At 64.2% G+C, this 20550-nt stretch carries 22 protein-coding genes; 14 read left to right on the top strand and 8 right to left on the bottom strand.

Annotation, left to right across the window (positions count from 1 at the left end; genetic code table 11):
* Positions 1-37 precede the first annotated feature (37 nt).
* The 12 genes from coxB to rnhA all read left to right on the top strand — a co-directional run bounded on the left by coxB (position 38) and on the right by rnhA (position 9749).
* Positions 38-922 carry a cytochrome c oxidase subunit II gene (coxB, locus tag DPM35_RS03395; RefSeq protein WP_112125884.1) on the top strand — a complete coding sequence of 295 codons (885 nt, stop codon included), beginning with the start codon at positions 38-40 and terminating at the stop codon, positions 920-922.
* A 38-nt stretch (positions 923-960) separates the two neighbouring features.
* On the top strand, positions 961-2610 hold the full coding sequence (ctaD, locus tag DPM35_RS03390; protein ID WP_112125883.1) for a cytochrome c oxidase subunit I: 1650 nt from the start codon (positions 961-963) through the stop codon (positions 2608-2610).
* Positions 2611-2688: 78 nt separating this feature from the next.
* Entirely contained in the window at positions 2689-3633 is a 945-nt protein-coding gene (locus DPM35_RS03385; protein ID WP_112125882.1) for a heme o synthase, read from the top strand.
* Positions 3630-3821 (top strand): hypothetical protein, encoded by a 192-nt coding sequence (locus tag DPM35_RS03380; RefSeq protein ID WP_112125881.1) that lies wholly within the window; start codon positions 3630-3632, stop codon positions 3819-3821. The genes DPM35_RS03385 and DPM35_RS03380 overlap by 4 nt, the downstream gene beginning before the upstream one ends.
* On the top strand, positions 3821-4450 hold the full coding sequence (locus DPM35_RS03375) for a cytochrome c oxidase assembly protein (RefSeq protein ID WP_112125880.1): 630 nt from the start codon (positions 3821-3823) through the stop codon (positions 4448-4450). The genes DPM35_RS03380 and DPM35_RS03375 overlap by 1 nt, the downstream gene beginning before the upstream one ends.
* Before the next feature lies 1 nt (position 4451).
* Complete coding sequence (locus DPM35_RS03370) at positions 4452-5333, top strand: cytochrome c oxidase subunit 3 (RefSeq protein WP_112125879.1); 882 nt, start codon at positions 4452-4454, stop codon at positions 5331-5333.
* 136 nt (positions 5334-5469) lie between these two features.
* Positions 5470-5976, top strand: coding sequence for a L,D-transpeptidase family protein (locus tag DPM35_RS03365; RefSeq protein ID WP_112125878.1), 507 nt, complete (start codon positions 5470-5472; stop codon positions 5974-5976).
* Complete coding sequence (locus tag DPM35_RS03360; RefSeq protein WP_112125877.1) at positions 5973-6359, top strand: DUF983 domain-containing protein; 387 nt, start codon at positions 5973-5975, stop codon at positions 6357-6359. The genes DPM35_RS03365 and DPM35_RS03360 overlap by 4 nt, the downstream gene beginning before the upstream one ends.
* A complete protein-coding gene (locus DPM35_RS03355) occupies positions 6356-7111 on the top strand; it encodes an SURF1 family protein (RefSeq protein WP_181591901.1) in 756 nt (251 codons plus the stop codon). The genes DPM35_RS03360 and DPM35_RS03355 overlap by 4 nt, the downstream gene beginning before the upstream one ends.
* A gap of 134 nt (positions 7112-7245) precedes the next feature.
* Positions 7246-8250, top strand: coding sequence for a 4-hydroxy-3-methylbut-2-enyl diphosphate reductase (gene ispH, locus DPM35_RS03350; RefSeq protein ID WP_042641772.1), 1005 nt, complete (start codon positions 7246-7248; stop codon positions 8248-8250).
* Between the two features lie 6 nt (positions 8251-8256).
* The gene (locus DPM35_RS03345; RefSeq protein WP_112125876.1) at positions 8257-9219 is read left to right on the top strand and encodes a homoserine kinase; all 963 of its coding nucleotides are present in this window, start codon (positions 8257-8259) and stop codon (positions 9217-9219) included.
* Entirely contained in the window at positions 9216-9749 is a 534-nt protein-coding gene (gene rnhA / locus DPM35_RS03340) for a ribonuclease HI (protein WP_112125875.1), read from the top strand. The genes DPM35_RS03345 and rnhA overlap by 4 nt, the downstream gene beginning before the upstream one ends.
* Positions 9750-9769: 20 nt before the next feature.
* Here the strand turns inward: rnhA and DPM35_RS03335 are convergent, their stop codons facing one another.
* From DPM35_RS03335 to DPM35_RS03325, 3 genes are all read right to left on the bottom strand, one after another.
* The gene (locus tag DPM35_RS03335) at positions 9770-10246 is read right to left on the bottom strand and encodes a DUF2938 domain-containing protein (protein WP_112125874.1); all 477 of its coding nucleotides are present in this window, start codon (positions 10244-10246) and stop codon (positions 9770-9772) included.
* Complete coding sequence (locus DPM35_RS03330; RefSeq protein ID WP_112126227.1) at positions 10246-10728, bottom strand: peroxiredoxin; 483 nt, start codon at positions 10726-10728, stop codon at positions 10246-10248. The genes DPM35_RS03335 and DPM35_RS03330 overlap by 1 nt, the downstream gene beginning before the upstream one ends.
* An 85-nt stretch (positions 10729-10813) precedes the next feature.
* Positions 10814-11620: a protein-disulfide reductase DsbD domain-containing protein gene (locus tag DPM35_RS03325; RefSeq protein WP_112125873.1), complete on the bottom strand. Its 807-nt coding sequence runs from the start codon at positions 11618-11620 to the stop codon at positions 10814-10816.
* Positions 11621-11746: 126 nt separating this feature from the next.
* Between DPM35_RS03325 and DPM35_RS03320 the strand changes: the two genes are divergently transcribed.
* Complete coding sequence (locus DPM35_RS03320) at positions 11747-12355, top strand: YqgE/AlgH family protein (protein ID WP_112125872.1); 609 nt, start codon at positions 11747-11749, stop codon at positions 12353-12355.
* A gap of 226 nt (positions 12356-12581) precedes the next feature.
* Here DPM35_RS03320 and DPM35_RS03315 read toward each other — a convergent pair whose 3' ends face one another.
* Genes DPM35_RS03315 through thrC form a run of 4 tightly spaced genes read right to left on the bottom strand, consistent with a single transcriptional unit; the run spans position 12582 to position 18790 of the window.
* Positions 12582-15428, bottom strand: coding sequence for an EAL domain-containing protein (locus tag DPM35_RS03315; protein ID WP_112125871.1), 2847 nt, complete (start codon positions 15426-15428; stop codon positions 12582-12584).
* A gap of 44 nt (positions 15429-15472) precedes the next feature.
* The gene (locus DPM35_RS03310) at positions 15473-16069 is read right to left on the bottom strand and encodes a GNAT family N-acetyltransferase (protein WP_112125870.1); all 597 of its coding nucleotides are present in this window, start codon (positions 16067-16069) and stop codon (positions 15473-15475) included.
* A 16-nt stretch (positions 16070-16085) separates the two neighbouring features.
* A complete protein-coding gene (locus tag DPM35_RS03305) occupies positions 16086-17378 on the bottom strand; it encodes a M16 family metallopeptidase (RefSeq protein WP_112125869.1) in 1293 nt (430 codons plus the stop codon).
* Positions 17379-17392: 14 nt separating this feature from the next.
* Positions 17393-18790 (bottom strand): threonine synthase, encoded by a 1398-nt coding sequence (gene thrC / locus DPM35_RS03300; RefSeq protein ID WP_112126226.1) that lies wholly within the window; start codon positions 18788-18790, stop codon positions 17393-17395.
* A gap of 128 nt (positions 18791-18918) precedes the next feature.
* Here thrC and DPM35_RS03295 point away from each other — a divergent pair, with 128 nt between their 5' ends.
* Positions 18919-19665: a hypothetical protein gene (locus DPM35_RS03295; RefSeq protein WP_112125868.1), complete on the top strand. Its 747-nt coding sequence runs from the start codon at positions 18919-18921 to the stop codon at positions 19663-19665.
* A gap of 36 nt (positions 19666-19701) precedes the next feature.
* Here the strand turns inward: DPM35_RS03295 and DPM35_RS03290 are convergent, their stop codons facing one another.
* The gene (locus DPM35_RS03290) at positions 19702-20391 is read right to left on the bottom strand and encodes an HAD family hydrolase (protein WP_112125867.1); all 690 of its coding nucleotides are present in this window, start codon (positions 20389-20391) and stop codon (positions 19702-19704) included.
* Between the last annotated feature and the right edge of the window lie 159 nt (positions 20392-20550).

Here is a 20550-nt window from a genome sequence, read left to right as displayed (position 1 = left end):
TGCGACCAGATCGCGGGAAGTGGGAGACGAGAGGGCGATGAGGAAATTCCTGGCAAGCGCTAAATTCTTGGCAGGTACGGCAGCTTCGGCCGTGCTCTTCTCCGGTGCCGCGGCCCGTGCCGACCAGCCGCGGGCGTGGGAGGTGTCCTTCCAGGAGCCGGCGACCGACATGATGCGGCAGATCGAGCGGTTCGGGAACTACACCATGTGGTTCATTGTCCCGATCACCGTCCTCGTTCTGGTGCTGCTGCTGGCTTGCATCATCAGGTTCCGCGCCAGCGCCAATCCGGTGCCGTCAAAGACCAGCCACAACACGCTGATCGAGGTGATCTGGACGGTCGGGCCGGTGATCGTGCTTCTGCTCATCGCCATTCCCTCCTTCCAGCTCCTCACCGCGCAGTACACGCCGCCGGAAGAAGCCAAGCTCACCGTCAAGGCGACCGGCAACCAGTGGAACTGGGACTACGAGTACCAGGTCGACAAGACCTTCTCGTTCAACTCGGCGGTTCTGCAGGATGGCGACCGCGCCAAGGCCGGCAAGGAGGATCGCAACCTCTATCCGCGCCTGCTCGCGGTCGACAACGAGCTGGTTGTCCCGGTCAACACCACGACCCGGGTGCTGATCACCGCGACCGACGTCATCCACTCCTTCGCCGTGCCGTCCTTCGGCATCAAGATGGACGCCGTTCCCGGCCGCACCAACGAGACCTGGTTCAAGGCGGAGAAGGAAGGCCTCTATTACGGCCAGTGCTCGCAGCTCTGCGGCAAGGACCATGCTTTCATGCCGATCGCGGTTCGCGTCGTTTCCGACGCGCAGTTCAAGACCTGGCTGGAGACGGCCAAGACCGACGTGCCCGCCGCCAACAAGGCGCTGATGGCCGAGATCGATGGTACCAACAAGGTAGCGGCCGCCGGCAACTGATGTCGCGGGTCAGCAAGATTTAGGGAACGGAGCGGAACATGGCAGAGGCTGCAGCTCACGATCACGACGACCACAGGCCGCATGGCTGGGTCCGCTGGGTCTACTCGACCAATCATAAGGACATCGGCACGCTCTACCTGATCTTCGCGATCATAGCCGGCGTTATCGGCGGCGCGCTCTCGGTCGCCATCCGCATGGAGCTGCAGGAGCCGGGCATCCAGATCTTCAGCGGTCTGGCGCAGATGGTCTATGGCATGCAGGGCGACGCCGCCATCGACGGCGGCAAGAGCATGTACAATGCCTTCGGCGCCGCGCACGGCCTGATCATGATCTTCTTCATGGTCATGCCGGCTCTGATCGGCGGTTTCGCCAACTGGATGGTGCCGATCATGATCGGCGCGCCGGACATGGCTTTCCCGCGCATGAACAACATCTCCTTCTGGCTGCTGCCGCCGGCCTTCATCCTGCTGCTCTCCTCGATGTTCGTGCCGAGCGCGCCGGGCGCCTTCGGCGTCGGCGGCGGCTGGACGATCTATCCGCCGCTCTCGACCTCCGGTCAGCCCGGGCCCGCGATGGATCTGGCGATCCTGTCGATTCACATCGCCGGTGCGTCGTCGATCCTCGGCGCCATCAACTTCATCACCACCATCTTCAACATGCGCGCTCCCGGCATGACGCTGCACAAGATGCCGCTGTTTGCCTGGGCCGTGCTGATCACCGCCTTCCTGCTCCTGCTCTCGCTGCCGGTCCTGGCGGGCGGCATCACCATGCTGCTCACGGACCGCAACTTCGGCACCGCCTTCTTCGTGCCGGATCAGGGCGGTGACCCGCTGCTCTTCCAGCACCTGTTCTGGTTCTTCGGCCATCCCGAAGTGTACATCCTGATCCTGCCGGGCTTCGGCATCATCAGCCACATCGTCTCGACCTTCTCGAAGAAGCCTGTTTTCGGTTATCTCGGCATGGCCTACGCCATGGTCGCGATCGGCGCCGTCGGCTTCATCGTCTGGGCGCACCACATGTACACGACCGGCCTGTCTCTCGACACGCAGCGCTACTTCGTGTTCGCCACCATGGTCATCGCGGTGCCGACCGGCGTGAAGATCTTTTCCTGGATCGCCACCATGTGGGGCGGCTCGATCTCCTTCAAGCCGCCGATGCTGTGGGCGCTGGGCTTCATCTTCCTGTTCACCATCGGTGGCGTCACCGGCGTTCAGCTGGCCAATGCCGGCCTCGACCGCTCGCTGCATGACACCTATTTCGTGATCGCCCACTTCCACTACGTGCTGTCGCTGGGCGCGGTGTTCGCCATCTTCGCCGGCTGGTACTACTGGTTCCCGAAGATGACCGGCTACATGTATTCGCCGGTTATCGCCAACACCCACTTCTGGGTCACCTTCGTCGGCGTCAACCTGATCTTCTTCCCGCAGCACTTCCTCGGCCTCGCCGGCATGCCGCGCCGCACCGTCGACTATCCGGACGCGTTCGCGGGCTGGAACATGGTGTCGTCCTACGGCTCCTACATCTCGGCCGTCGGTGTCGCGATCTTCCTCTACGGCGTGTTCGAGGCGTTCCAGAAGAAGCGCGTCGCGGGCGCCAACCCGTGGGGCGAGGGTGCCACCACGCTCGAATGGCAGCTGCCTTCGCCGCCGCCGTTCCACCAGTGGGAACAGCTGCCGAAGATCAAGTAGGCGGCGCCTACCGATGCATGCGAGGCCGCCGGCTCGTCCGGCGGTCTTGGCCAACGGAATGATGGACTTTAGGTACGCATGGCCCTTGCCGGAGACAGATTGACGGAGGAAGCGGGCTTTCGCATGTCGGAAGCGACCGCGGGCGATTTCTTCGCCCTGTTGAAGCCGCGCGTCATGTCGCTGGTCGTCTTCACGGCCTTTGTCGGCCTCGTCGCGGCCCCGGTTGCCATCAATCCGCTGCTGGCGATGATCGCCATCCTGGCTATCGCCATCGGCGCGGGCGCTTCCGGAGCGCTCAACATGTGGTACGACGCCGACATCGACGCCGTGATGACCAGGACCGCCGGCCGTCCGGTGCCGGCCGGCCGCGTCACACCGGGCGAGGCGCTGACCTTCGGCCTGGTGCTGTCGGTGCTGTCGGTGATGACGCTCGGCGTGCTGGTCAACTGGCTGTCGGCATCGCTTCTTGCCTTCACCATCTTCTTCTACGCCGTCGTCTACACCATGTGGCTGAAGCGCTGGACGCCGCAGAACATCGTCATCGGCGGCGCTGCCGGGGCCATTCCGCCGGTGATCGGCTGGGCCGCCGCGACCGGCTCGGTCAGCCTGGAAAGCGTGATCCTGTTCCTGATCATCTTCCTGTGGACGCCGCCGCATTTTTGGGCGCTGGCGCTGTTCAAGTCCGACGACTACGCCCGCGCGGGCATCCCGATGATGCCGAACGTCGCCGGCCATGCCTCGACCCGCCGGCAGATCTTTGCCTATGCGCTGATCCTGGCGCCGGTCGGCGTTCTGCCCTGGGCGCTCGGCTACACCACGGCCGGCTATGGCGTCGTCTCGGCCGTCCTCGGCGCGGGCTTCGTCTGGTATGCGTGGAAAGTGCTTGGCATGGCCGACGGCGATCGCGCGATGAAGCCGGCCAAGGCGCTGTTCGGCTACTCGCTGCTTTACCTCTTCGCCATCTTCGCCGCCTATCTCGTCGACTGTGTGGTCGGGCGCGCCCTCATGATGGGGGGAGCATGACCGTGGCCGACAAGAAGCTCGAACTGGTCACTTTGACCGAACGCCAGCAGAAGGCGCGTCGCAACCGGTCCATCGCCATCGCTGTCGCGCTGGCGGCATTGGTCGTCATCTTCTACGCCGCCACCATCGTGCGCTTTGGCCACCAGGGCGCCAGCCTCACCGGCTCGGGCCTGTTGGGAGGCGGCTGATGGGAGGCGAACTGAGCAAGTCCCGCAAGCTGAACAACGGCATCGTCGCCGCCGTCTGCCTTGCCTTTTTCACCGGCATGGTCGGCATGGCCTACGCTGCCGTGCCGCTCTACAAGATGTTCTGCCAGGTCACCGGCTATGGCGGCACCACGCAACGCGCCGAGAAGCAATATGCCGGCCGCGTGCTCGACCGTGACATCACCATCCGTTTCGATGCCAATACCAACGGCATTCCGTGGCAGTTCGAGCCGGTCGCCCGTTCGGTGACGATCAAGATAGGCGAGACGACGCAGGCGCATTACAGCGCCACCAACAAGTTCGACCGACCCATCACCGGCCGCGCTTCGTTCAACGTGCAGCCGGAAATGGCCGGCGCCTACTTCAACAAGGTGGAGTGCTTCTGCTTCACCGACACGACGCTGAAGCCCGGCGAGACGCTGGACATGCCGGTCGTGTTCTATGTCGATCCAGACATCGTCAACGTGCCGGAACTCAAGGACTTGAAGACCATCACGCTGTCCTACACGATGTTCCCGGTCGAAAAGAAACAGCCGGTCGCCTCGTCGGCTCCGGCCGCTGGCAGCAGCACCAACAAAGTTTCCGATACCGAAGCAAGCCTCGGGGGTTGATATGGCAGACGCGCACGCAAAACCACACCACGACTACCATCTCGTCAACCCGAGCCCCTGGCCTTTCCTGGGTTCGGTCGGCGCACTCGTCACCGCCATCGGCGGCGTCTGCCTGATGCAATATCTGAAGGGCGGCAACTTCCCGGTCTTCGGTCACAACATCGCCAATCCGTGGCTGTTCTTCATCGGCTTGATCATCGTGCTCTACACGATGTTCGCCTGGTGGTCGGACACCATCAAGGAAGCGCATGAGGGCTACCACACGCGCGTCGTGTCGCTGCATCTGCGTTACGGCATGATCATGTTCATCGCCTCCGAGGTGATGTTCTTCGTCGCCTGGTTCTGGGCCTTCTTCGACGCCAGCCTGTTCCCCGGCGAGGCGAACCAGTATGCCCGCACCGCCTTCACCGGCGGCGTTTGGCCGCCGAAGGGCATGGAGGTTCTCGACCCCTTCCATCTGCCGCTCTACAACACCATCATCCTGCTGCTGTCGGGCACGACCGTGACCTGGGCGCACCACGCGCTGCTGCATGGGGATCGCAAGGGCCTGATCAACGGCCTGGTGCTGACCGTCGGTCTCGGCATGCTGTTCACGATGGTGCAGGCATACGAGTACATGCACGCGCCCTTCGCGTTCAAGGAATCGATCTACGGCGCCACCTTCTTCATGGCGACCGGCTTCCACGGCTTCCACGTCATCATCGGCACCATCTTCCTGCTGGTCTGCCTGGTGCGCGCGATACGGGGCGACTTCACGCCGAAGCAGCATTTCGGCTTCGAGGCGGCCGCCTGGTACTGGCACTTCGTCGACGTGGTCTGGCTGTTCCTGTTCAGCGCGGTCTATGTCTGGGCGTCGAACGGCGCGCTGATCGAAGGCCACTGACAAGAGGCAATTCCGGAAAGCGCGTAGCGATTTTTCCGGGATTTGCCTTCAGCAGTTTTTCAGGAGTTTTGAAGGCGGTCGCGACGACGCGGCCGCCTTTCTTCTTTTCGGCGCAATGGCCGGCCATCGGTGAGCGATGTGGGTGAAGATACCTCTGGCCATCGGCGCGTGTCTGATCGCGACGACTCCGCTGCTCGAACGCAATGTGCTGTCGCGGCAGAAGGTTGATTTGGTGCGCGTCGCGAAGTCAAACCGGCAATTGCAGCTGATCGGCGGCGATAAGATCCTGCGCAGCTACAGTATCGCGCTGGGCGGAGATCCGGTTGGCCAAAAGCATCGGGAAGGCGATGAGCGAACGCCTGAGGGCCGATACATGCTCGATTGGCGCAATCCCGACAGCGTCGCCCACAAGTCGATCCACATCTCCTATCCCAATGCCGATGACATAGCGGCGGCAAAGGCCCTGGGCGTCGATCCAGGCGGCTCGATCATGATCCATGGCCAGCCGAACGGTTTCGGCTGGCTGGGCCGGCTGCTTCAAATGGTCGACTGGACCGATGGCTGTATTGCGGTTACGAACTCGGATATGGATGAAATCTGGACAATGGTGGCCGATGGCACACCGATCGAGATCATGAAATGAGCGAAGATAAGGCGATCTGGCCCCCCATCGACCCGATCTCGGCGGGCCTGCATGGCCGCTGCCCGCGCTGCGGCGAAGGCAAGCTGTTCTCGGGTTTCCTCACCGTCGGCAAGCGCTGCTACAATTGCGGGCTCGACTATTCCTTCGCCGATGCCGGCGATGGGCCGGCGGTGTTCGTCATTCTGATCATCGGCTTTCTCGTCGTCGGCCTCGCGCTCTGGATGGAGGTGACGTTCAGCCCGCCGCTCTGGCTGCACTTCATCTTATGGATACCGCTGGCGCTGGTGCTTTGCCTGACGGCGCTGCGCCTGATCAAGGGCGTCCTGATCACTTTGCAGTATTCGAAGAAAGCCTCCGAGGGCAGGCTGGAATCCCACGAATGACCGAGGCGACCGGTTCGGCGGCCGGCCGTTCGCGGCCGCGTTCGGCGTTGCTCATCGGCCTCGGCCTTGTCCTGTTCGCCATCCTGATCGGGCTCGGCACCTGGCAGGTCCAGCGCCTGCACTGGAAGGAAGACCTGCTCGCGACCATCGACAAGCGGACGCATTCCGCGCCGTTGCCGCTGGCCGACGTCGAGAGGGAGTTCGCCGATTCCCACGATGTCGATTACACCCCGGTGACGGTGACAGGCACCTTCCTGCACCAGGGCGAACGGCATTTCTTTTCGACCTGGGAAGGCGGCAGCGGCTTCAATGTCTACACGCCCCTGCGGCTGGACGACGGCCGCTTTGTGCTCGTCAACCGCGGCTTCGTCCCCTACGATCTCAAGGATCCGGCCAGGCGCCAACAGGGCGAAATTGCCGGCAAGGTGACGGTGACCGGGCTTGCCCGCAATCCGCTGCCGGGCAAACCGTCGATGATGCTTCCCGACAATGATGTTGCCAAGAACATCTTCTACTGGAAGGACCGCGAGGTGATGGCGGCGACCGCCGGCTTGCCCGCCGGTTTCGTGCTGGTGCCGTTCTTCATCGATGCCGACAAGACGCCGAACCCCGGCGGCCTGCCCGTCGGCGGCGTCACCATCATCGACCTGCCCAACAATCACCTGCAATATGCGGTCACCTGGTATGGCTTGGCTGCGGCTCTCGCCGCCGTGCTGATCCTGAGGCTGCGCCGCCCGGCAAAGGAAGCGTGAAGCCCACGCTCTTGACAGGGCAGGGTTGCGCACCTCATTTCGCCTGAAGCAATTCGAGGAAAAGTGTGAGCGGTTTTCCGTCCGGAATTGCGTCAAAACAAAGAGATAGTTTCCGACTGGACCGGCTGCATTTGATGATTGAGAAAAAGCCACCGCTGACGATCAGGCTCTGCCAGCCGCGCGGCTTTTGCGCGGGCGTCGACCGCGCCATCCAGATCGTCGTGCTGGCGCTGAAGAAATACGGCGCGCCTGTCTATGTCCGCCACGAGATCGTGCACAACCGCTACGTCGTCGAAGGGCTGCAGAGCCTCGGCGCCGTCTTCATCGAGGAACTGTCCGAGATCCCGCCGGAGCATCGCCAGTCGCCCGTGGTCTTCTCCGCGCATGGCGTGCCGAAATCGGTGCCGGCGGATGCCGAGGCGCGCAATCTCTTCTACCTCGACGCCACCTGCCCGCTCGTCTCCAAGGTGCACAAGCAGGCGATGCGCCACCAGCGGCTCGGCCGCCATGTGCTCTTGATCGGCCATGCCGGGCACCCGGAAGTGATCGGCACCATGGGCCAGTTGCCGGAAGGCGCCGTGACGCTGATCGAGACCGAGGCCGACGCGGCGCGCTTCGTGCCCGTCGACGCTTCGGCGCTGGGCTTCGTCACCCAGACGACCCTGTCGGTCGAGGACACCGCCGGCATTATCCGGGCCCTCCAGGAGCGGTTTCCTGAGCTGCACGCGGCCGCGGCCGAATCGATCTGCTACGCCACCACCAACCGCCAGGAAGCGGTCAAGGAGACCGCCGCCGGCGCCGATCTTTTCCTCATCGTCGGCGCGCCCAATTCGTCCAACTCGCGCCGCCTTGTCGAAGTGGCGGAACGGGCGGGTGCGACAATGTCGCTTCTCGTGCAGCGCGCCGCCGAGATTCCATGGGATGAGATCGCCGGGATCAGGACGCTCGGCCTGTCGGCCGGCGCCTCGGCGCCGGAGATCATCGTCGACGAGATCATCGACGCGTTCCGGCAGCGTTTCGACGTCACCATCGACCTGGCCATCACGGCCACTGAAACGGAGGATTTTCCGGTGATGCGGGTACTGCGCGATGTCGAACTGACGGCGGCCGACATGGCCTTCGTCAATGGAGCGGCGTGAAGCAGGATGGCCGTCTACACCGACGTCAACGAAGGCGAGTTGACCGCATTCCTCAAAGCCTATCCGGTGGGGGAATTGCTCTCCTACAAGGGCATCGCCGAGGGCACCGAGAATTCCAACTTCCTGGTCCACGCCTCGACCGGCTCCTACATCCTGACGCTCTACGAGAAGCGCGTCGACAAGGCCGACCTGCCGTTCTTTCTCGGCCTCATGGGCCATCTCGCCAGGAAGGGCATTTCCTGCCCGCTGCCGGTCACGGCGCATGACGGCACTGTCATCGGCACGCTCGCCGGCCGTCCGGCGGTGATCATCACCTTCCTCGAAGGCCTGTCGCTCAGGCGGCCGGCCGCCGCGCATTGCGCGGAAGTGGGCAAGGCGCTCGCCAGCCTCCATATTGCCGGCCAGGATTTTCAGATGAGAAGGCCGAACGCGCTGGCGATCGATGGCTGGCGCAAGCTCTGGGCGGCCTCGCGCGACCGAGCCGATGAGGTCGAGCCGGGCCTGGCGGCGGAGGTCGATGCCGACTTTCGCGATTTCGAGCGCAACTGGCCGACTGGCCTGCCGCAAGGCATCATCCACGCCGATCTGTTCCCGGACAATGTCTTCTTCCTCGGCGAGAAGCTGTCCGGGCTGATCGACTTCTATTTCGCCTGCGACGATCTCTACGCTTACGACGTCGCCACCTGCCTCAACGCCTGGTGCTTCGAGAAGGATTTTTCCTTCAACCTGACCAAGGGGACGGCGCTGCTTTCCGGCTACCAGTCGGTGCGGCCGCTCACGGCCGACGAGAAGGCGGCTATGCCGATGCTGGCGCGCGGCTCGGCGCTGCGCTTCATGCTGACCCGCCTCTACGACTGGCTGACCATTCCTGATGGCGGACTGGTGATGAAGCGTGACCCGACCGAATATATCCGCCGCATGCGCTTCCACCGCGCGATCAGGTCGCCATCCGAATACGGGCTGACATGAACAAAAAGATCGAGATCTTCACCGACGGCGCCTGCTCGGGCAATCCCGGGCCGGGCGGGTGGGGCGCCGTGCTGCGCTACAACGGTGTGACCAAGGAACTGTACGGTGGCGAGGCCGAGACCACCAACAACCGCATGGAGCTGCTCGCGGCCATCACCGCGCTCAACGCGCTGAAGGAGCCCTGCGCGGTCGACCTCTACACCGACAGCAAATACGTCATGGACGGCATCTCCAAATGGATCCATGGCTGGAAGAAGAACGGCTGGAAGACCGGCGACAGAAAGCCGGTCAAGAATGGCGAGCTCTGGCAGGCGCTCGACGAGGCCAACCGCCGCCACAAGGTGACCTGGTACTGGGTGAAGGGCCATGCCGGCCACCCTGAGAACGAACGCGCCGACGAACTGGCCCGGCAAGGCATGGCGCCGTTCAAGCCGAAGCTTGCAAGGCCTGCGCCGGTGGCGGCAGCGTCAACGCAGGAAGGCACCCCGGCAAGGAAGCCTACGCCCAGACGTTCGACCCAAAGTTATTGAGAGTCCGACGGCTTCTCGCTTCACCGGATCAGCAGCGCTGTCGAGAACATGCCGAGCGCGAACACGGTGTGCGCCACGAGGTTCAGCGCGCGCACCTTCGTCGGATTGGGGAGCTTGGATGCCGCCCAGCCGGCGCCCATGCCCGGCGCCAGCAGGAACCAGCCGGCCCCGACCGTGACGATGCCGAGGATGAAGGCCGGCAGGAAGGTCGGCGCCGCCAGCCAGCCCGCGCCGGCGAGCGCCACCAGGATCACGCTGTAAAGGATGCCGACGAGGTAGTGGAATGCCCAGCCGAGCGCTTTTTCATGCGCATAGGGCGCGGCATTGCCGATATCGTCGTGGAAAACCCTCTGCGGGAGATGCCGGACCCAGCGTCCGACCATGCCCCAGTTGGGCAAGGGCTGGCCGATCGCCTTGTTGAGAATGACCGCCCAGATATCCATGAACACCGTGGCGCCGATGCCGATCGCCGCCGCGCGCCAGGCGATGTCGAGCATCAGAGCTGCTCGAGGATTTTCGCCGCGCCGCTCTCGTCGACGCCCGGCTTGGTTTCAACATTGAGCGCCACGACCTTGCCGTCGTCGACGATCATTGAGAAGCGCTTCGAGCGCAGGCCCATTCCGGCCGCGGAAAGATCGTTGTCGAGCCCGACCGACTTGGCGAAATCGCCGCTGCCGTCGGCGAGGTAGAGGATCTTGCCTTCGCCGCCGGTGAAGTGCGCCCAGGCGCCCATGACGTGGACGTCGTTGACCGAAACGACGGCGATCGTGTCGACGCCGCGCGCCAGGATGGCGTCATGGTTCTCCAGATAGCCCGGCAGATGGTTATTGCTGCAGGTCGGCGTGAAGGCGCCGGGGACGCCGAACAGCACCACCTTCTTGCCAGCGAAGATCTCATCGCCGGTGATCGGCTTGGCGCCGTCGGCGGTCATCACCTTGAAGCTCGATGCGGGCAGTTTTTCGCCAACCGAAATGGTCATGGGTTCCTCGCTTGCGAGATAGGGAAGATCGACGCCTTCGATATCGGACCGGACGGCTTCCCGCAACCGTTGCGCTAATGCTGGATCAAGGGAAAGGCAGCAACCCGTCCACCGAGCCCTCGGCGCTGGTCAGCGTGTAATACAGCCCACCATCGGTCGGCGTGGCCGATGGCCGGTCGAGGATCGGCACGGTGAAGACGAGCTTGCCGTCCTTCTGGCTGCGCACCGGCGCGCCGAACATGTAGTCGCGTTCGCCGGCGATGAAGAAGTCGACGGATTCCGGATCGCCGGGCGACTGCGCCTGGACAACAAGGGTTTCGTGATCGCCGGGCAGCACATTGATGCCGAAATCGGGTCGGGCCGGGGAGGGCAGCGTCGCAAGCGCGGTTTTGACCAATGCCGCGTCGGTCGCGTTGTCCGGATCGGACGCGGGATCGACGCTGAGCCGAGTCTGCACCGGAATGCAGATCGTCTCGCAGATGCCGAGGAAGACATGGGCGTCGATCGTCGCTGGTTGGCCGGGCGAGGACACCGTGAAGGTCACCGGCAGCGACACCGGACGATCATAGCCGGACCATTTGCCGTAGCCGTCGTCATGACGCTGCGGCGGCGGGAAAGACAATTGGGCGTCGGCGATGTTGGTGCTGCCGGATATGTCGAGCTGCGGCGGCACGCCGGCATCGCCCGGATCGCGCCAATAGGTCTTCCAGCCGGGCTTCAGAGCTATGTCGAGCACGCCGTGGATCTTGCCGGCCTCGTCCGGCTTGCCGGTGGTCACCAGCCGTACCTTGCCGCCTTCGGAATTGTACCAGATCGAGGAGGAGGCCTCGGCAGGGAGGCTTGCAGCCCACCCCAAAACGACGCCGACAACCAGTATCTTCATGTATCGCATGGCGGTGATTTGACCGTCCGTTCTTGGCCGCGCAATGGCCTCGTCGCTCTCCCGGTATCATATTTGCGTTACATCGGGGACTGACAGCATCTTTTCGGCGCTGCCGAAACGCGTTACGCTCCCCCCATGGACTTGCTGCGCCACAAGAAGGCGGCCGCCGGACGCGGTTTCCTCGACGACCAGTTCCTGATTGCCATGCCTGGCATGAAGGACGACCGCTTCGCGCGCTCCGTCATCTACATCTGCGCCCATAGCGACGAGGGCGCGATGGGGCTGATCATCAACCAGACGCAGCAGATGCTGTTTCCGGACCTGCTGGTGCAGCTCGGCATCATGAACGAGCAGGAAGCGATCCGACTGCCGGCGCATACGCGCGATTTCGTCGTGCGCAATGGTGGGCCGGTCGACCGCAGCCGCGGCTTCGTGCTGCATTCCGGCGACTATCGCGTGGAATCCTCGCTTAACGTTTCCGACGACATCTGCCTGACCGCAACCGTCGACATATTGCGCGCAATCTCCACGGGGCGCGGCCCGCGCCATGCGCTGATGGCGCTTGGCTATTCCGGCTGGGGCGCCGGCCAGCTCGAAAGCGAGATCGCCGAGAACGGCTGGCTGACCTGCCCGGCGACGCAGGAACTTCTGTTCGACGCCGACATCGAGCGCAAATACGACCGTATCCTGGCCTCGATCGGCATCGATCTTGCCCATCTGAGCGCGGCTGCGGGGCACGCTTGACGCTCGCGACTAGCGCAAACGCCCGCGCCGTCGTCATCCTAGGGCGAAGCAGGAGCGTAGCTCCGTCGCGAAGACCCTAGGATCTTTTCCGTTACATCGACCGTAGGTGCGGAGGTGCAGAATTCCGCACCGTTTTCAACGCCTTAGCGTCACGGCATGGATCCTGGGGGTCTCCGCGCGTCGCTTCGCTCCTTGCTCCGCCCTAGGATGACGAAGCGATGGGCCTCTAAGCCTGGGTCAGCGGATACTGCTCCCTCAGCGTCTTCAGCACCTGGTCGCCGGGCATCGGCGCGCCGAACATGAAGCTCTGGACATATTCGCAGCCCATCTGGCGCAGTTCCAGCGCGTCGCTTTCGTCGGAAATGCCTTCCGCCACGACCGACAGCCCGAGCTCATGCGCCATGTTGACCATGGATTTGAGCAGCACGGCCCGCTTCGGCGTCGCGTCGTCGACAAAACTCTTGTCGATCTTGATCGTGTCGAAGGGGAAGCGCGTCAGATAGGAGAGCGAGGAATAGCCGGTGCCGAAATCGTCGAGCGACAGCCCGATGCCGAGCTGCTTCAGCTTGGTCAGCACATGCGCGGTCTGCTCGGGATTGTCCATCACCAGGGATTCGGTGAGCTCGAGCCGGAAGCAGCGCGGCTTCAGGTTGGCCCGCGCGATGACGGAGCGTACGTCGCTGACCAGGTCGCGGCGGATCAGCTGGCGGCTGGACAGGTTGACCGACACCGACAGCGGCGCGTCGCCGATCTGCTTCTGCCAGGAGGCAAGGTCCTCGGCCGCCTGCTGCATGGCGAACAGGCCAAGCTGCACGATCAGCCCGCAGTTCTCGGCCACCGGGATGAAGTCTCCCGGCGGGATCATGCCGCGACGCGGGTGGTCCCATCGCAGCAGCGCCTCGAAGCCGGCGACGCTGCCATCCTCCAGCCGCACGATCGGCTGGTAGGCAAGCGTGAACTCGCGCCGCTCGATGGCCCGGCGAAGGTCGGATTCGAATTGCAGCCGGTCGGTGCCGACAGTGCGGAAGGCAGGCCGGAACGGCTCGATGCGATCGCCGCCGAAGCGCTTGGCCTGGTGCATGGCGAGCTCGGCGTCCTTGACCATATCCTCGGCGGAAGTCTGCGCCGTCGTCCAGGTGATCAGGCCGATCGAGGCGGTGAGCACGATCTCGCGCTTGGCGAAGGTGATCGGATTGTTGATCGCGTGCTTGATGGCATCGGCCATTGCCGCGATGCGGGCAGGATCCTGCTCCGAAAGCAGCATCAGCGCGAACTGGTCGCCGGCAAAGCGCGACAGCGAATCCTTCGGCTTCAACAGCCGGTGCAGCCGGCGCGCGACGGTGAGCAGAATGGTGTCGCCGGCGGAAATGCCCAGGCCGTCATTGACCTGCTTGAAGCGGTCGATGTCGATGATGAAGACCGTCGGGCGCACCTTGTCCTCGGTGCGGGCGATCGAGATGATCGCCTCCAGCCGATTCATGAACAATTCGCGGTTCGGCAGGCCGGTCAAATTGTCGTGCACGGCGTCGTGCAGCAGCCTTTCCTCGGATTTCTTCTGCTCGGTGACGTCGACCATGGTGCCGACGCAGCGGATCACCTCGCCGTCGGAGCCGATCACCGGGCGGGCGCGCAGCGAGAACCAGTGGTAGTGGCCGTCGGCGCCGCGCAGGCGGAAATTCTGCGCCACCTTGCCGCGGCGGTGCTCCAGCACCACGTCGAGCGTGGTGCGGAATGTATCGCGATCGTCGGCATGCAGCACCGGCAGCCAGTTGCGGGCGGCACCGCCAAGGCTGTTGGGCGCCAGGCCGAGCTGCAGGCTGATGTCCGGCTTGGTCACCACGCGGTCGCGCAGCACGTCCCAGTCCCAGACGATGTCGCCCGAGCCGGCCACCGCCAGCGCCTGCCGCTCGAGATCGGAGAACAGGCCCTGATGCGCCCCGCCGCCGGCAAAGGCATGCTGCATGACGGTGAAGCCGATGAGCAGGATGATCAGGATCAGCCCACCGCCCAGCGCCGGCTGCGCGATGTCGTTGTCGAGCATGCCGGTGATCGCCATCCACGACCCGCATAGCCATAGCAGCACCATCACCCAGCTTGGCACCAGCATGATGGCCCGGTCATAGCCGCGGATGCCGAGGAAGATGATGAGGCCGAGGCCGGTGAGCGCGGTGGCGGCGAAAGAGATGCGGGCGATGCCGGCGGCCACCGCGGGATCGACGATGGCGACGCCCGCGATCAGAAGCAGTCCGAGGATCCAGACCAGGGCGCCGTAGCTGAAATGGCCATGCCACCGGTTGAGGTTGAGGTAGGCGAACAGGAACACCACGAAGGTTCCGGCAAGCGCCACCTCCGTGCCGGCCCGCCAGATCTGCTCGTTGCCGGGCGATATCTCTATGATCTTGTTGAGGAAGCCGAAATCGACGCAGATATAGGCCAGCACCGCCCAGGCGAGCGCCGCCGTCGCCGGAAACATCGAGGTCCCCTTGACTACGAACAAGATCGTCAGGAACAGCGCGAGAAGGCCCGAGATGCCGATGACGATGCCGCGGAACAGCGTGTAGGAATTGACCGAGTCCTTGTAGGAATCCGGATCCCACAGATAGACCTGCGGCAGCTTCGGCGAGGCGAGCTCGGCGATGAAGGTCACCACCGTTCCTGGGTTCAGCGTCACGCGGAACACATCGGCGTCGGGGCTTGTCTGGCGGTCGAGCGCGAAGCCCTCGCTGGGCGTTATCGCGGCGATGCGCGTCGAGCCGAGATCGGGCCAGAAGATGCCGGAGTTCACCAGGCGGAAATGCGGCGCGACGATCAGCCGGTCGAGCTGCTGGTCGGTGGTGTTGGCCAGCGCGAAGACGGCCCAGTCGCCGCTGGAGCGCGCGTCATTGGCCTCCACCTCGATGCGCCGCACGATGCCGTCGGGGCCCGGCGCGGTCGAAACCTGGAAGTTCTCGCCCTGGTTCCGGTAGATTTCCACGGCGCCGGAAAGGTCCAGCGCCTTGTCGTCGCGCGCGATCTTGATCGGCTCGACGGCGAAAGCCGGCATGGCCGAGAAAAGCGTGACCACGACCGTCATGATGAGGGCGAACAGCGACGCTAATCGCGAAAAATTCGTCACATTCAGCCCTTCGTTCCATCACCCGGCGGATCGTCCGCGATCCGGGCGTAGAGGTAGTGATCCTGCCAGACGCCGTTGATCCTGAGATAGGATCGCAAAAGTCCTTCGCGCCGGAATCCGGCTTTTTCAAGCACGCGGATCGACCGGGCGTTTTCGGGAATACAGGCAGCCTCGATCCGGTGCAACCTCAGCGTATCGAAGGCAAAGCGCGACACCAGCTTGACCGCCTCGGTCATCAGGCCGCGGCTGCCGAAGCGTTCGCCGATCCAGTAGCCGATATGGCCGCTCTGCGCGACGCCATGGCGGATGTTGCCGAGCGTGATGCCGCCGGCAAGCTTGCCGCTCGATTTTTCGAAGATGAAGAACGCGATAGCGGTGCCCTGCGCGTAATCCTCGCGGTAGCGGCTGATGCGCAGCCGCCAGGCGGTACGGTCGAGCTCGTCCGGCTGCCAGCGCGGCTCCCAGGGCTCGAGGAAGGCGCGGCTTTCGCCGCGCAAGGTCGACCATTCGCGATAGTCGTTGGTCAGAGGCACGCGCAGCGTGACCTTTTCGCCCTTCAGTGCCGGCAGGTCGCGGCGAAAGAAAGGGAGCGCGAACACGGCTCTGGAACGGAGGCTAGACGGCGAGCCGGCGGGCCGTCGTCTGCGGGCCCGCAAGCGATTCAAGGATCGCCTCGTAAGGCGCAAGCGTGCCCACGGGGCCGACCGCGGTGAGCGTCGGCTTGGTCGAGAACAGCCGCGAGGAGAGGTCGGTCAGCCGCTCGACGGTCAGCGCCGAAAGCCGCTCCATCAATTCCTCCTTGGCGATCGGCCGGCCGAACAGGAGCATCTGCCTGGCGATCTGAGAGGCCCGGCTGGCCGGGCTTTCGGCCGACATGATGAGGCCGGCGCGATATTGCGCCCGCGCCCGGTCGAGCTCTTCCTGCTGGATGCTCTCGCCGGCCTTCTGCAATTCGTCGATGATCACCGGCACCAGTTTGGCGATGTCGCTCTGCCCGGTGGCGGCATGCACGCCGAAGATGCCGGTGTCGGAAAAACCCCAGTGGAAGGCATAGACCGAGTAGCAGAGGCCGCGTTTCTCCCGCACTTCCTGGAACAGCCTCGACGACATGCCGCCGCCCAGGATCATCGACAGCACCTGCGAGGCGTAGAAATCGCGCACATGATAGGCGCGGCCCTCGAAGCCGAGCACGATCTGCGCGTCCATCAGGTCGCGGTCCTCGCGGAAGTCGCCGCCGACATATTGCGCGTATTGCGGGATATTGCCCGTCGCCTTGGCGCGGAAGCCGCCGAGCCGCTTTTCGACCTCGCGCACGAAATTGTCGTGCTTGATGTCGCCGGCCGCCACGAGGACCATGCGCTCGGCGTCGTATTGCCGCTCGATGAAGTCGTGCAACTGGCTGGAAGTAAAGGATTTGACCGTCTCCGGCGTGCCCAGGATCGAGCGGCCGATGGTCTGATGGCGGAAGGCGGTCTCGGTGAAGCGGTCGAAGACGATGTCGTCGGGCGTGTCGTGGGCGGCGCCGATCTCCTGCAGGATCACATGCTGCTCGCGCTCCAGCTCGTCGGGATCGAATTCGGATTCCTGCAGGATGTCGGCCAGGATATCGACCGCCAGCGGCACGTCGTCGGAAAGCACCCTGGCATAGTAGGAGGTCGTCTCGACGCTGGTGGCGGCGTTGATCTCGCCGCCGACATTCTCGATTTCCGAGGCGATCTCGAAGGCGCTGCGGCGCTTCGTGCCCTTGAACGCCATGTGCTCGAGCAGATGGGCCATGCCATGCTCTTCGTCACGCTCGTTGCGGGCGCCGGACTTCACCCAGGCCCCTAGGGCAACCGATTCGATGCTTGGAAGGGTTTCGGTGGCGACTGTCAGGCCGTTCGACAGACGGCTTACCTCAACACCCATATGGCAAGTACTCCCTAACGCGCCGCCCGCGAGTGGCGGTTCACGTAATCTTCCACCATTTTCAAGTCGGAGGGAAGTATCGTGTATTTTTCGTCGGCTGTCATCAAGCCGCCTAGCCATGCAGGCAGGGCAGGGGTGACGCCGCTCGCGGCTTCGACCGCGGCCGGGAATTTCGCCGGATGCGCGGTGCCGAGCACCACCATGGGCACCGCACCGGAGGCATTGGCGGCTGCGACGTGAACGGCGGCGGCCGTGTGCGGGTCAAGCAGGTAGTTGCTTTTCTCGAGCGTCGCGCGGATGGTGGCGGCGACCTCGTCCACCGTGGCGCGGCCGGCGTCGAACTCCGCGCGGATGCGCTGGAGCTCGTCTTCCTCGATGGTGAACGCGCCGGACTGCTTCAGCCCGTTCATGTAGCGCCGCACTGTTTCGGCATCGCGGCCGGCCGCCTCGAACAGCAGGCGCTCGAAGTTCGACGACACCTGGATGTCCATCGACGGCGAGGTCGTGGCGAACACGCCCTTGGTGCGGTATTCGCCGCTCGCAAGCGTGCGCGCCAGGATGTCGTTGTCGTTGGTGGCGATGATCAGCCGCTCGATCGGCAGGCCCATGCGCTTGGCGGCGTAACCGGCGAAAATGTCGCCGAAATTGCCGGTCGGCACAGTGAAGGAGATCGGCCGGTCGGGCGCGCCGAGCGACAGCGCCGACGAGAAATAATACACGAGCTGGGCCATGATGCGGGCCCAGTTGATCGAATTGACGCCCGACAGCGACACCCGGTCGCGGAAGGCGTGGTCGTTGAACATATCCTTCACCAGGCCCTGGCAGTCGTCGAAATTGCCTTCGACCGACAGCGCGTGGACATTGGCGGCGCTCGACGTCGTCATCTGGCGCTGCTGCACCGGCGAGACCTTGCCGTGCGGGAAAAGGATGAAGATGTCGGTGCGGTCGCGGCCGGCGAAGGCGTCGATCGCAGCACCCCCGGTGTCGCCCGAGGTCGCGCCGACGATGGTGGCGCGCTGGCCGCGCTCGGAAAGCACATGATCCATCAGCCGCGCCAGCAACTGCATCGCCACGTCCTTGAAGGCCAGCGTCGGGCCGTGGAACAGCTCGAGGATGAAGGTGTTCTTGCCGGTCTGCACCAGCGGGCAGACGGCCTCATGCCGGAACGTGGCGTAGGCTTCGCGCACCAGCTTTTCGAAGACGGGTGCCGCGATTTCGCCGCCGAGGAAGGGCGTCAGCACGCGGATGGCAAGGTCCGGATAGGCAAGCCCGCGCATGGCGCGGATGTCGGCGGCCGAAAACCGCGGCCATTCGCTGGGCACGTAAAGCCCGCCGTCGCGCGCCAGGCCGGCCAGCACCGCGTCTGAAAATCCAAGGGCGGGCGCATCGCCGCGGGTACTCACATATTGCATCGTAAAAGGCCCATTGCTGCCGGTCACGTCATCCACGGCAATTGGTTAATTTTCCGAGCCGGCTCAGTCGCATTTTTGCCGCGCGGTTGCTATAGGTCACCGGCTTTGTGAGAGGGAAGTGCAGTTTCATGGCGTTTTTTTCGGTCAACCGTCGTCTTGTCGCGGGTCTGGCGCTCAGCGGCTTTATGCTTGCCGCCGCCGGCTGCCAATCGAGCGACAATGGCATCCTGAACCTGGGCTTTGGCAAGAAGTCCGACCCGACCGCGCCGCCGCCACCGCAGGACCCCAAGGTACTCGCCAGCCAGCTGCAGGCCTATTGTCCGAAAGTGACGCTGCGCGACGGGACGGCCTTCTTCAACACCTATGCCAAGGGCGCGGCGGCTAAGCCGAAGAAAAAGAAGGCTGACGCCGCGGCCGACGCTGAAGCCGAGGCGGCGGCCGCCGCGGCCCAGACCGGCCCCAACGGCCAGCCGATCGATCCCGCTCACGATCCGTCCAAGATCATCTACCAGGCCTCGATTTCGGACATGACGCGCGACTGCACCCATGCCAATGGCCAGCTGTCCATGAAGATCGCGGTAGCGGGCAAGGTCGTGCCGGGTCCGATGTTCGCGCCCGGAACCGTCACGATGCCGATCCGCATCGCCGTACAGCGTGGCGACGAGGTGCTTTATTCGCAGCTCCATCAGTACCAGGTGCAGGTCACCGACCCGTCTGCCGCAACCCAGTTCGTCTTCACCGATACCAATGTCGTGGTGCCGGAGCCTTCCGCAAAGGACTACCAGGCCTATGCGGGCTTTGACGAGAACACGCCGGCCGCCTCGACGGACAAGTCGAAAGGCAAGAGGAAGAAGCGCGCTGCGGCGACAAACTGATCGGTCGGCAACGCGTAGCGGAATTGGGGAAGGCGCTTATGCGTCTTCCGACCACTCCGAGAGCGCGGCGAGCGTGCTGTTCAGCTCCGCCCAGCGCCGGATGACCGTTTCGGCGCCGGCCTCGGTCAGCGCATCGGCATGGCCTGGATAGCTGTGCCCGGCGCCGGTGAAGCCGATGACGCGCATGCCGGCCGCCCTGGCGCCGGCGATGCCGTGCACGGAATCCTCGATGACGAAGGTGTTCTTCGGGTTGGCGCCAAGCTTGTCCGCGGCGTAGAGGAACACGTCCGGCGCGGGCTTGGTCTTCTTGCTGGGAATGTCCAGCCCCGAAAAGATACGGCCGGCGAAGAACGGCAGCAGCCGCACCTTCTCCAGCATGAACTGGACCCGCTCGGTGCTTGAGTTGGAGCAAACGGCGCGTGGCACGGTGACGGCCGCAACCGCCTCGCGGGCGCCGTCGATGATGCGCACGTCGCTGCGCAGCTTGCGGTCGACCAGTTCCTCGGCGCGGTCGATCAGAGAGGCCTGGAACGGGACGTGCGACTTCTCCTCGAGCCGCAGCATGATGTCCTTGAAGGTCAGTCCGGCATAGGTCTCGAAAATCTCCTCCGCCGAGATCTCGAAGCCGGCCGATGTCAGAAGCTCGGCCTCGACGCGCGCCGCGACGATTTCGGAATCGACGAGCACGCCGTCGCAATCGAAGATGACAAGGTCTGGCTGGGGCATGGCAATCCGGAAACGTTGGGGAAAGGCCTATCGGCTCAAGTGGCGCGGCATACACCAATGGGCCGGTCCGCGCAAACGTCCGAGGCATGCGGCCGCGCCTTCACCGAATGTTTACGCTGATCGGTAACCATAACAGCCAGTAAACCGTAACGCGTTTGT

Origin of the sequence: Mesorhizobium atlanticum (assembly GCF_003289965.1) — a bacterium.
In the GTDB taxonomy this organism is placed as follows: Bacteria; Pseudomonadota; Alphaproteobacteria; order Rhizobiales; family Rhizobiaceae; genus Mesorhizobium; species Mesorhizobium atlanticum.
The sequence above is the reverse complement of the archived record's forward strand: the minus strand, read 5'-3'. Positions and strand labels throughout refer to the sequence as shown.

Excerpts from the sequence above, each read along its gene's own strand:
- DPM35_RS03320 (WP_112125872.1), top strand. The coding sequence starts at position 11,747 with ATGGACTTGCTGCGCCACAAGAAGGCGGCCGCCGGACGCGGTTTCCTC.
- DPM35_RS03375 (WP_112125880.1), top strand. The coding sequence starts at position 3,821 with ATGGGAGGCGAACTGAGCAAGTCCCGCAAGCTGAACAACGGCATCGTC.
- DPM35_RS03355 (WP_181591901.1), top strand. The coding sequence starts at position 6,356 with ATGACCGAGGCGACCGGTTCGGCGGCCGGCCGTTCGCGGCCGCGTTCG.
- DPM35_RS03295 (WP_112125868.1), top strand. The coding sequence starts at position 18,919 with ATGGCGTTTTTTTCGGTCAACCGTCGTCTTGTCGCGGGTCTGGCGCTC.
- DPM35_RS03315 (WP_112125871.1), bottom strand. The coding sequence starts at position 15,428 with ATGACGGTCGTGGTCACGCTTTTCTCGGCCATGCCGGCTTTCGCCGTC.
- DPM35_RS03370 (WP_112125879.1), top strand. The coding sequence starts at position 4,452 with ATGGCAGACGCGCACGCAAAACCACACCACGACTACCATCTCGTCAAC.
- rnhA (WP_112125875.1), top strand. The coding sequence starts at position 9,216 with ATGAACAAAAAGATCGAGATCTTCACCGACGGCGCCTGCTCGGGCAAT.
- ispH (WP_042641772.1), top strand. The coding sequence starts at position 7,246 with ATGATTGAGAAAAAGCCACCGCTGACGATCAGGCTCTGCCAGCCGCGC.
- DPM35_RS03335 (WP_112125874.1), bottom strand. The coding sequence starts at position 10,246 with ATGCTCGACATCGCCTGGCGCGCGGCGGCGATCGGCATCGGCGCCACG.
- coxB (WP_112125884.1), top strand. The coding sequence starts at position 38 with ATGAGGAAATTCCTGGCAAGCGCTAAATTCTTGGCAGGTACGGCAGCT.
- DPM35_RS03325 (WP_112125873.1), bottom strand. The coding sequence starts at position 11,620 with ATGCGATACATGAAGATACTGGTTGTCGGCGTCGTTTTGGGGTGGGCT.
- DPM35_RS03365 (WP_112125878.1), top strand. The coding sequence starts at position 5,470 with ATGTGGGTGAAGATACCTCTGGCCATCGGCGCGTGTCTGATCGCGACG.
- DPM35_RS03385 (WP_112125882.1), top strand. The coding sequence starts at position 2,689 with ATGGCCCTTGCCGGAGACAGATTGACGGAGGAAGCGGGCTTTCGCATG.
- thrC (WP_112126226.1), bottom strand. The coding sequence starts at position 18,790 with ATGCAATATGTGAGTACCCGCGGCGATGCGCCCGCCCTTGGATTTTCA.
- ctaD (WP_112125883.1), top strand. The coding sequence starts at position 961 with ATGGCAGAGGCTGCAGCTCACGATCACGACGACCACAGGCCGCATGGC.
- DPM35_RS03290 (WP_112125867.1), bottom strand. The coding sequence starts at position 20,391 with ATGCCCCAGCCAGACCTTGTCATCTTCGATTGCGACGGCGTGCTCGTC.
- DPM35_RS03380 (WP_112125881.1), top strand. The coding sequence starts at position 3,630 with ATGACCGTGGCCGACAAGAAGCTCGAACTGGTCACTTTGACCGAACGC.
- DPM35_RS03360 (WP_112125877.1), top strand. The coding sequence starts at position 5,973 with ATGAGCGAAGATAAGGCGATCTGGCCCCCCATCGACCCGATCTCGGCG.
- DPM35_RS03305 (WP_112125869.1), bottom strand. The coding sequence starts at position 17,378 with ATGGGTGTTGAGGTAAGCCGTCTGTCGAACGGCCTGACAGTCGCCACC.
- DPM35_RS03345 (WP_112125876.1), top strand. The coding sequence starts at position 8,257 with ATGGCCGTCTACACCGACGTCAACGAAGGCGAGTTGACCGCATTCCTC.
- DPM35_RS03330 (WP_112126227.1), bottom strand. The coding sequence starts at position 10,728 with ATGACCATTTCGGTTGGCGAAAAACTGCCCGCATCGAGCTTCAAGGTG.